The organism is Novosphingobium sediminicola (assembly GCF_014196525.1).
Classification (GTDB): Bacteria; Pseudomonadota; Alphaproteobacteria; order Sphingomonadales; family Sphingomonadaceae; genus Novosphingobium; species Novosphingobium sediminicola.
Genome location: NZ_JACIDX010000001.1, coordinates 442,645 through 452,316 on the forward strand (window position 1 = coordinate 442,645; position 9,672 = coordinate 452,316).

General features: G+C 65.7%; 5 protein-coding genes and 1 tRNA gene. 3 read left to right on the plus strand and 3 right to left on the minus strand.

The features are described 5' to 3' along the window. Positions 1 to 173: 173 nt before the first annotated feature. Positions 174 to 890 carry a CHAP domain-containing protein gene (locus GGR38_RS02200; protein ID WP_246404173.1) on the plus strand — a complete coding sequence of 239 codons (717 nt, stop codon included), beginning with the start codon at positions 174 to 176 and terminating at the stop codon, positions 888 to 890. Positions 891 to 963: 73 nt separating this feature from the next. Here the strand turns inward: GGR38_RS02200 and GGR38_RS02205 are convergent, their stop codons facing one another. Further along, positions 964 to 1,272, minus strand: a complete 309-nt coding sequence (locus GGR38_RS02205) for a DUF3297 family protein (protein WP_183622192.1) — start codon at positions 1,270 to 1,272, stop codon at positions 964 to 966. 110 nt (positions 1,273 to 1,382) lie between these two features. Here GGR38_RS02205 and GGR38_RS02210 point away from each other — a divergent pair. Beyond that, positions 1,383 to 1,457: transfer RNA gene (locus GGR38_RS02210), tRNA-Val, on the plus strand. Positions 1,458 to 1,606: 149 nt separating this feature from the next. On the opposite strand, the gene GGR38_RS02215 is transcribed toward GGR38_RS02210, so the two are convergent. Further along, positions 1,607 to 2,920, minus strand: coding sequence for a glycosyltransferase (locus GGR38_RS02215; protein WP_221226955.1), 1,314 nt, complete (start codon positions 2,918 to 2,920; stop codon positions 1,607 to 1,609). Positions 2,921 to 3,122: 202 nt separating this feature from the next. Between GGR38_RS02215 and GGR38_RS02220 the strand changes: the two genes are divergently transcribed. Beyond that, positions 3,123 to 3,380, plus strand: coding sequence for a helix-turn-helix domain-containing protein (locus GGR38_RS02220; protein ID WP_183622193.1), 258 nt, complete (start codon positions 3,123 to 3,125; stop codon positions 3,378 to 3,380). Between the two features lie 51 nt (positions 3,381 to 3,431). Here GGR38_RS02220 and GGR38_RS02225 read toward each other — a convergent pair whose 3' ends face one another. After that, positions 3,432 to 9,626 (minus strand): hypothetical protein, encoded by a 6,195-nt coding sequence (locus tag GGR38_RS02225; RefSeq protein WP_183622195.1) that lies wholly within the window; start codon positions 9,624 to 9,626, stop codon positions 3,432 to 3,434. Positions 9,627 to 9,672 lie beyond the last annotated feature (46 nt).

A 9,672-nucleotide genomic window follows, 5' to 3' on the forward strand; every position in this document is an offset into this window, starting at 1 on the left:
ACAAGAACGCGCATTTGGCAAGCAAAACGGCGCGTCCCCGCCCTGCCCCGCCCCGAAATGACCCGCTTTTGCCGCCGGTTTGGGCCGATAAGGGCTAATCCGGCAAAAGGTTGCCGGGTTGGTAACCACACCTTGCGACCCCAGCATAACTTGTGGGGCGTAATCTTCCCGGTATGACGAGAACCCTCATCAGCAAATCGCCGGGCAAGATCACGGCAAAGGCTTTGGCCATCGCGCTGATGGGGGTCTCGGTGATGACGGCTCATCCTGCCCTTGCCGCAGGGCGCACGCAGTCCGCTCCGCGCTTTGCCATCGCCTTTGTCGATCTGGCGAATCAGAATGGGCGGATCATCCCGCGCAGCCAGCAGGTCGTGGCCGCGCCGGGCAACTCTTTCCTGCAATGCGTGCCCTATGCGCGCACGGTATCGGGCATTCAATTGCGCGGCGATGCCCATACATGGTGGGATCAGGCCGCCGGGCGTTACCAGCGCGGCTTTACCCCCCGCGTGGGCGCGGTGATGGCGTTCAAGCCCTATGGGCCGATGGTGCTGGGCCATGTGGCCACGGTCAGCCGGATCCTCGATTCGCGCCGGGTCTTGCTGCGCCATGCCAACTGGAGCCCGCTGGGCGGCGAGCGCGGACAGATCGAGGACAATGTGCTGGCAACCGACGTGTCGGCGCGCGGCGATTGGAGCGAGGTGCGCGTGTGGTATCAGCCGCTGGGCGGGCTGGGCACGACGCATTGGCCGATTTCGGGCTTTATCTATAACACGCCCGCCGCGCCTGTGGGCGGCACCCGCGCCTATGCCGGGGCCAATCACGGCTCGGTGCTGAGCCACTATCTGGGCGACCCCATCGGAGCGATCATCGCGGCCTATTCGCGCCGCTGAAACCTGTAAGAATTCGAAGTAGCAGTCGATGGGAAAGGTCCGGGTTTGCGCCCGGACCTTTTTCGTTTCAGCCTCAGGCGGCAGCGATGGGCGGATTGTCGCCCAAATCTTCATACCACGCCTCGACCGGGCCGTTCAGCTTGATGGTCAGCGGCTGTCCCTTGCGGTCAAAGCTCTTGCCGGCCTGAACGCGCACCCAGCCTTCGGAAATCGAATATTCCTCGACATTGGTGCGCACCACGCCCTTGAAACGGATGCCAATGCCGCGCTGCAGCTTGTCCGCGTCAAAGAACGGGCTCTTGGGGTTGATGGCAAGGCGATCGGGCGGGGTGTCGCCCAGAGCGGCGCCCGATTCGGCGAGGGTGTTTTCAGCGTCAGTCATGGATGCGTGAAATAAATTGCATTACCCACTTGTCAACGCAAACAAACCCATTTAGAGGCGCGGCTCCCGGCAACGGAGACGCTTCGAAACGAAGCTGATACGAAGCCAGCGGGCGCGTAGCTCAGCGGTAGAGCACACCCTTCACACGGGTGGGGTCACAGGTTCAATCCCTGTCGCGCCCACCATAAATTCTCTTGAGTAATCGGGAATTTATGGATGGATTTTGACCCGGGCAATCCGAAAATCCGATATGAAGCCATCGCACTGGGCGGGTCTGTGTTTGCCTGACCAGCAGGCGGTTTTGCCCTGCGCAATTACCTTAATCCCAACCTCCCTACGCCACCACAGGCGCCGGGGCGGGCGCGGGCCGGGGCGGCGGCGGGGCCAGCAATTGCTCGACCAGCGCGAGCTGCTGTTTAACGCAATTCTGCAATTCATAGCGCGCCACCACCGTCTCGCGCGCCGCCTTGCGCAGCCGCTGGGCCAACGCCTTGTCGTCCAGAGCGCGGCAGACCGCAGCCACCAGTTGATCGCCATCGAAGAAGGGCACCAGAAGGCCGTTTTCCTCATGCCTGATCACCTCGCGCACCGGGGCCGTATCGGAGGCCACCAGCATGCAGCCTGCCGCCATCGCCTCAAGACAGCTCCACGAGAGCACGAAAGGATAGGTCAGATAGACATGCGCCGAGGAAATCTGGAGCAGCGCCATATAGTCGGAATAAGGCAGCTTGCCCAAATGATGGACGCGCGCGCCATCGGCCCCCAGATCGATCTCGGCAGCGAATTTGGCGCGCCAGTCGGCATGGCCGTCGCGCGGACGCGGGCTATAGCTGACATCACTGCCCCCCACGATCAGCACGGTCGCGTGCGGCCGCACGGCCAGCAGCTTGGGCAGGGCCTGCATAAAGACATGATAGCCCCGATGCGGCTCCAGATTGCGCGCGACATAGGTGATGACCTCGAACTTGCGCGTCAGCACCCGCCCATCGGGCAGTTTGAAGCCGGCCTTGGGGTCGGGCTTGGCGCGATTGGTGTCGATCCCGTCAAAGATCACCGCCGTCTTGCCGCGCAGGATCGCGGGATGGCGGCTCTTTTGCCAATGCGTGGGCGAGAGCAGCACATCGGCCTGTTCATGCGCCAGCAGCAGATTGGCATTCATCGCGCGCGAATTGAACAAACCCGCAGGCGTGACCGGAAAGATCGGATCAAAGCCGATATCGCCCCCGCGCGGCTGATAATAATATTCGGCATAGGACAAGAGCCGCGCCCCCGGCCAGATATCGCGCAGGAAAAGCCCTTCGCCCCACCCCGGATGATACAGGACCAGAGCGGGCCGCACCCCCTTCCTGGCCAGATCGAGCGCCACACCGGCCACCGCCCGGCCAAAGCCCGCCGCCGCCTCGAACGACCGGGCGAAAGGCTCTGACGAGCGTTCCTTGGGCTGGGGCCGTTCATAACGCAGCGTTTCGATCCCCGCCATATCCACCCCCTTGCGACAGGTGATGAAAAAGACGCGAAACCGATCCTTCTGCTTTGCCAGAGCCATGGCCAGATGGCGGAACTGGCCCGGCATATTCTGATGAATGAAGACAATATCCTGTACGGCCATAGGCTGAACCGCCCTTTCCGAATCGATCCTGCCCGTCATGGCGAATATCCGCGCACACCCGAAGGAAGCGCCTGAGCGATGGGCATGACGTCAAAGCCCATGATTATTATGCCTGTTTTAGACTTCGGCAATCATGGACTGAACCATAAAAGATCCATTCGCACATCCCGGGATTGACGCGCCCGCCCGCCATGCCGCAATCGCGCGTCAACATCGCATCATCTGAAGGAAAGAGGGGACCATGACCGCATCATCCACCATGCCGGACCCGCAAGAACATTTCGCCCATTGCATTCAGGTGCTGGGCGGCACCACGGCGGCCTCGCGGCGGCTGGGGATCGATGAAAGGGCGCTTCGCCGCTTCATCAATGGCGAAAGGCCGATCAGCGCGGGCCTGATGCATGACACCGCCAAGGCGCTCAGCCTGATGATCGCGCAGGCGAGCGAGGCCGAGGCGCGCATCACCGCCGCCTTCGGCCCCGCGCCCGACGCTTCGTAAATCCGGCTGCATCGGTCGGCCCTGTATCCGGGCCGACCGATGCGCCATCCATCACCAGCGCAGCGCGATGCCCGCGCGTCCGGCCACGCCATGGGCCTTGCTGCCTTCCACCACATCGACCTTGGCAAAGATCGACAGGCCGCTCGTGCGGGCGCCCTGAATGCCCGCCTCAATCCGGGCGCGGCCGCCTTCCGATGCATCGGCAAAATCAACGCCCGTCCCGCCCGAGGACAGGAGCGCATGGCCCTGACCCGACAGTTCGCCTTCCCAGCCGACGCCGACATAGGGGCGCACCACCCAGTTGGCCGACTTGGTTTCAACCCCTGCCCGCAGGCCGACCCGGCCATAGGCGCTGCCGTTGTTGGTGAACTGCACCGCCATGCCGCCCGCGCCGCCGCTAAAGCCGTCCAGATCAGTATGCGTGGCCGAAATGCCCGCCGAAGGCTCGAAGAACATCGTGCCCGAACGCAGATGCGCGCCCACCTCGACATTGGCGCCATAGGTCGTACCGTTGAACGAAGGCGCCGAGGCAAGGCCGTTGAAGTTGTAATTCACGCTGAAGCGATCAACCTTGACCAGCACATTGGCATAGAGCCCTTCCTGCGAGAGCAGCCGCAGATAGGCGCCGACATTGCCGCCCTTGATCTTGATCTGGTCGCTCGTGGCGTTCAACCTGCCGGTCTGTTCGCCATAGCCGCCCGTCAGACCCACGCCCCAGTTCTCGCGGCCCAGTTGATAGCCGATCTGGACGCCCTGCCATGTGTTGCGAATGTCCAGATTGGGGTTGAAGCCAACCGATTTGCCCAGCACCGTCAGATTATAGACCGGCGCGGACTTGTCGGTCTGGCCGCCGCCATAGACCTGCATCCACATCGAATTACCGCGCGAAAGATCGGTGGCGCGGACCTGTTCGGCCCAGGTATCGCCGGAACGGCGCCAGAACTTCTGCGCCTGCGATGCGGTGCGCACCAATTCAAACGCCGCCGTCGAGGGCAGGCCCACAAGGTTCCAGTTTGACCCGGAATCCTGGGCCAGCACATATTGGACAAAGCCCTTGTTGATCGGCCCGCCCTGCAACACATAGGCCCCCGACGAGGACGCGCCATTGGTGACCACGCGGATGCCGTTGAAGTTGAACTGACCGGCCTGCGCCGCGCCAAGGTCGTTGATGACGATGGTGGTGGTGCCGCCGCTGGCCCCGGTGGTGCGCAGCATGTCGGCGCTTTGCGCAGCGCTGACGCCCACGGCCGCCACGCCCAGATTGGCGTCCAGCACCAGCTTGCCCGAGGCGCCCGTCACCGCCGCCCCGCCAACATCGAGCACATCGCCCGTATGGCCATTGGCCAGCGAGATCGTGCCGCTGTTGGTGATCGAGGTCAGGTTGAGGAAACGCGCGGTGGAGGCCGCGACCGCCGCCGGATTGATGTTGATCGTGCCCGAATTGTTCAGCGTCGATGTGCCGCCAAAGGTGGTGTCGCCGCCAAAGGCGTTCCATGTGCCGCTGTTGCTCACGGTATTGCCCGCGCTCGACAGCGTCATATAGCCGTTGATCGTGCCCTTGTTGACCAACGTGACCGCCCCGCCCGACAGCAGCACGGCGGCATTGTTGCCCGCGCCCACAATGCCCGACAGGGTGACGCTCTGGCCCCCGGCGGCGGTCGAACTGATGCCCGCCGTCGCGCCCGTGATCGTGGCCGAGGTCGCCGCGCTGCCCAGATTGATCGTGGCCGTGCCCCCGGTGCTGATGCTCAGACCCGCCCCGGTGCTGCTGCTGGTCGCGCCGCCATCGGCCAGATTGACCGTGACATTGCCGCCCGTCGACGAGACGGCAATCGCGTTCGCGCCCGTGGCGGTGGTGGTCTTGGCCGCGATGGTGATCGCGCCCGTCCCGCTGCTGGCATAGATGCCGCGCCCGCCGGTGGCCCCGGTGGTGGTGGCATTGATGCCAATGATCCCAGCCCCGGTATTGACCGCGCTGATCGCATCGCCGCCCGCCGCGCTCACCGTGGTCGAGGTGATCGCCACCGCGCCGCCTGCCCCGGTCACGTCAATGCCCTTGCCCGCCGCCGTGGTCAGGTTCCAGTTGGCAATGGTGATCGGCCCCGCGCCGGTGGCCACGATGCCCTCGCTGCCACTGCCCGAAACGGCAATGGTGGCGTTGTTGGTGATCGTGCCCGCGCCATTGGTGGTGGCCAAGACCACGCCATGCGCGCCCGCGCCCGTGGTGGTCACGCCGCCCGTATGCGACGCCGAACCCAGCGTGAGGGCGGCCGCCCCGCTTTCCGATCCGGTGATCGCAATGCCGGTCGATCCCGCGCCGGTGGTGCTCACCGACTGGATCGTGGCGGCAATCGCGCCGGTCGTGCCCGCCGCATTGCTCTGGGCCAGATTGACGCCGATGGTGGCGGGCCCGGTGGTGGCGACCGTGTTCAGCGTGGCGCTGATCGCCCCGCTGGTGCCGGTCTGGGTCAGGTTGACGCCATTGCCGCCGGTGGCCGAATTGGCGGTGATCCCGGCCGCATCGATCAGAGTGATCGCACCATTGCCCGAAAGCGACACGCCATTGGCCGTCGCACCCGTCGAAGTGGCCGAAACCGTGCCCAGCGTCACATTCTGCGCGCCGGTCTGGCCGGAACTGTAAACGCCGTAGACATCGCCCGCGCTGGTGACGGTCACGTCTGGCGGATCGATGGTCAGGCCCGCGCCATTGACCGCCGAAATGCCATAGGCCGCGCCCGTATTGGCCACCGCCTTGATCAGGATGCCCGCCGGAACATTCACGGTGGTCATGTCCGTCGCGCCCGACAGGTCCAGCCCATAGGCATTGCCCGTGCCCGTTGCCGTCGCGGTCACCGCCTTGGCCACCGAAACCGTGACATCGGCGCCGTTCAGCACCTGAATGCCCGTGGCCACGCCCGAACTGTTGCTGACCGTAACCGTATCGGCGGCGGTGATCGCCACCGATCCGCCGGCCTGACTGCTGCGCAGGCCATAGACCTCAGCATTGGCGCCGCTGACCGTGACCGTCTTGGCGGTGCTGATCGTGTGCGTCGTGCCATTGATCAGCGAAAGGCCATAGGCCGACCCCGCCACCGAGGTCACATTGACCGGCCCCCCGGCGGTAAAACCGGCCGCGCCGCTGCCGCCGTTGAGCGAAGCGCCGACCGCCTGACCATTGGCCGAAACCGTCAGCGCGCCGGTGACGCCCGCCGATTTCGCCGTGCCCCCGGTCAGCAGGATGCCCCATGCATTGTTATTGGCAATGGCATTGTCAGCCGTCACCGACAGGTCGCCGGTGACATTGACGCTCTGGCTGCCCGCGCCGGTCATCTGCACACCATAGGACGTGCCGCTGCCGCCCGTCACGCTCATCCCGGCGTTGATGTTGGCCGTGCTGCTGGTGCTGTTGGCGGTCAAAACGCCGATGGCGCCGGTGCCGGTGTTGGCAACGGTAAAGCCCGCCTTGGTGGTGATAAGCCCCGTGGCCGATCCCGTCTGCTGCAGGCCGATGGTGCTCCCGCCCGCGCCATTCACGCTCAGCGCATCATTGAGCGTGATCGTCTCGCTCGATCCGCCCGACTGGATGATGCCCCAAGCGCTGCCGCTGGTGGTGGAAACGGCGATGGCGCCGGTGCCGGTAAAGGTGGTGGCATCCGTACCGCCGAACTGGCGGAAGCCGTAAGTGCCGCTGGCCGTACCCGAAATGGTGGCGCCGCTCAGCACGCTGAGCGTTTCGGTGGTGCCGCCCGTCTGCGCCGCGCCTGCGGCCGAACCGCCGCTGGCCAAGACCGAGAGGCCGCCGTTAAAGGCGATCGACGCCGCCCCGCTGCCGCCGCTGGTGGCAAAGCCGCCCGCGAAAGTCACACCCTGGATCGTCACCGCGCCATTGAGCGTGATGGATTGCGAGGTGCCCCCGAAATCCTGCCCGCCGATGGCCTGACCGCTGTCGGCGATGACCGACCATGCGCCATTGGCCACCGTGGTCATGGCGCCCGTGCTGAACAGGTTCTGGCCGTTGGAAACGCCCCCGCCATGGACATTGAGCCCCTTGGCATAGGTGGTGCTGGCGCTGGCGCTGCTCGACACGGTCACGCCATTTGCTCCGGCGGTGCCCGATGTCACGGTGAACGTGTCATTGGCATTGAGCGTCAATGCGGCGTTCGAGCCGCTGGTCAACACGCCATTGGCAACGCCGCCCGTCGAGCCGACCGAAAGCGCCTTGGCAAAGGTCAGCGTCTGGGCCGTGCCGCCCGAGGCCGAAACGCCGGTGGCGCTGCCCGTACCGCCCGTGACGGTGAAGACATCCGAAGCGGTGAAATTCTCCGCCCCGCTGGCCCCGCTCATCGTCGCGCCCGTGGCCGAGGCGCCCGTTACCGTGCCACCCTGCAACAGCGCGATGGTCTGATCCGTGCCGCCCGTGGTGCTGATGCCGCTGGCTGCGCCCGTACCGCCCAGAACCGAAAGCGCGCCATTGTCGGTAAAGCTGACCGCTCCCGTGCCGCCGGTCAGCGCCGCGCCGGTCGCCCCCGTACCCGTCACCGACAGGCGGCTCACCGTGGCCGACGCGCCGCCGCCCGCGTTCAGGCTGATGCCGGTGGCGCTGCCCGTGGTGCCATCCACCGTAAAGGCGGCATTGCTGGTCAGCGTATCATTGCCCGACTGGGCGGTGGTTGCCCCGGCGACCACGCCGGTTGCGCCCGCGCCCGTCACCGTCAGACCTCTGGCCAGCGTGATCGCGCCATCGGTGCCGCCATCCAGCGTGATGCCCGTGGCCGCGCCGCCGCCATTGGCGGTGTTGGTTACCGAGAAGCTCTGGCCCAGATTGACCGTTTCGGTGCCGGTGGCGCCCGAAATGGCGATACCGGCCGCCGTGCCGCCATTGCCGCCGCCGGTCACCGCAATGTTTGCGGCAACCTCGTTGGGTGCGTCAAAGGCCGTCGTGATCTGAACGCTCGACCCGCCCGACACCGACACGCCGCTGGCATTGCCCGCCGTGCTGGTCACCGAGAGCGAGGCCCCGGTCAGCGAGACATTTACCGCGCCGGTCGCCCCGCTCAGCGCGATGCCGGTGGCATTCCCGCCCGCCTGAACCGTAACATCGCCCGAATAGAGCGTGCTGCCCGGCTTGGCATCGGTGAATTGGACGGTCTGGGTGGTGCCGCCGCTCAGCGTCGCCGCAGTCGCGCTATGGCCTGCGCCCGCCGTCAGGCCGATCGCCACGCCCGAATTGTTGAGCGCCACCGCCCCGGTGGCATTGGCCACGCGAAAGCCGATGACATCCGCGCCCGTCACGGTCAGGCTCGTTCCGCCCGTTACGGTCTGGGTGTTGTTGAGCGTGACGCTGGTGCCATGCTGAACGTCCATGCCGATGGCCGTGCCCGTATCCGAGGCCACCGCCAGCGATCCGGTGTTGGTCAGCGTCGTGGCCCCGCCTACGCCCGCGTTGTTCACCAACATGCCCGTGGCCGCGCCCGAACCGCTATGCACGCTCACGCTGCCCGAATTGGTCAGCGCGGCCGCGCCCGCATTGGCGATCACATTCATGCCCGTCAGCGCCACCGTGCCGCGCACATCGAGCGAGACAATGCCGGTGTTGTTGATCGAGAGCGTGCCGCCGCTGGCATAGGAACCGGCGGCAAGGCCACTGAACGCGCCGGTGCCGGTGATGTTGGTCAGCGAGATTGCGCCGTTGTTGACCACGCTGGCCGACCCGCCCTGCGCCAGCGCGCCATAGACCGTGCCCGAGGAAGGGATGAGCGTGACCGAGCCGTCGCTCCGGTTGATGACCGAGCCCGAGCCCGCCGCCCCGCTGGTGTCGCCAAGGGCCAGCAGGCCGCCGGTCTGGGCGGCAAGGATGCCGTGGTTATCAATCGAGGCAGTGCCTGTGCCCGAGGCCAGCGCCTCTGCGGCAATGCCCGTATTGGTCACATGCGCGCCAGCACGCAGCGCGATCTGGGCCGCATTGCCGCTCGAACCGGTCACCGACACCGCCGCCCCGGCCAGATTGGTGTTGACCACCGCCGTGCCGTAAATATCGATCTTCAGCCCCGCCGGGGTGGCAAAGGTGTTCTGATCATAGATGATGCCGTTCTGATAGCTGGTCGGGTCCGATATGCAGGACACCACATTGGGGTTCTGCGACGTATCGGGGATGCCGCAGGCCCCGACCGGGGCCGCCAGCGCGGCTTGCGGCGTGAAAAGCATCAGCGCCATTGCCGAAGCTCCGCTCTTCAGGACATTTTTCACAGCAAGTCTCCCCCTGATGCGTCGAGGCCGCGGCCCCAAAAGATGT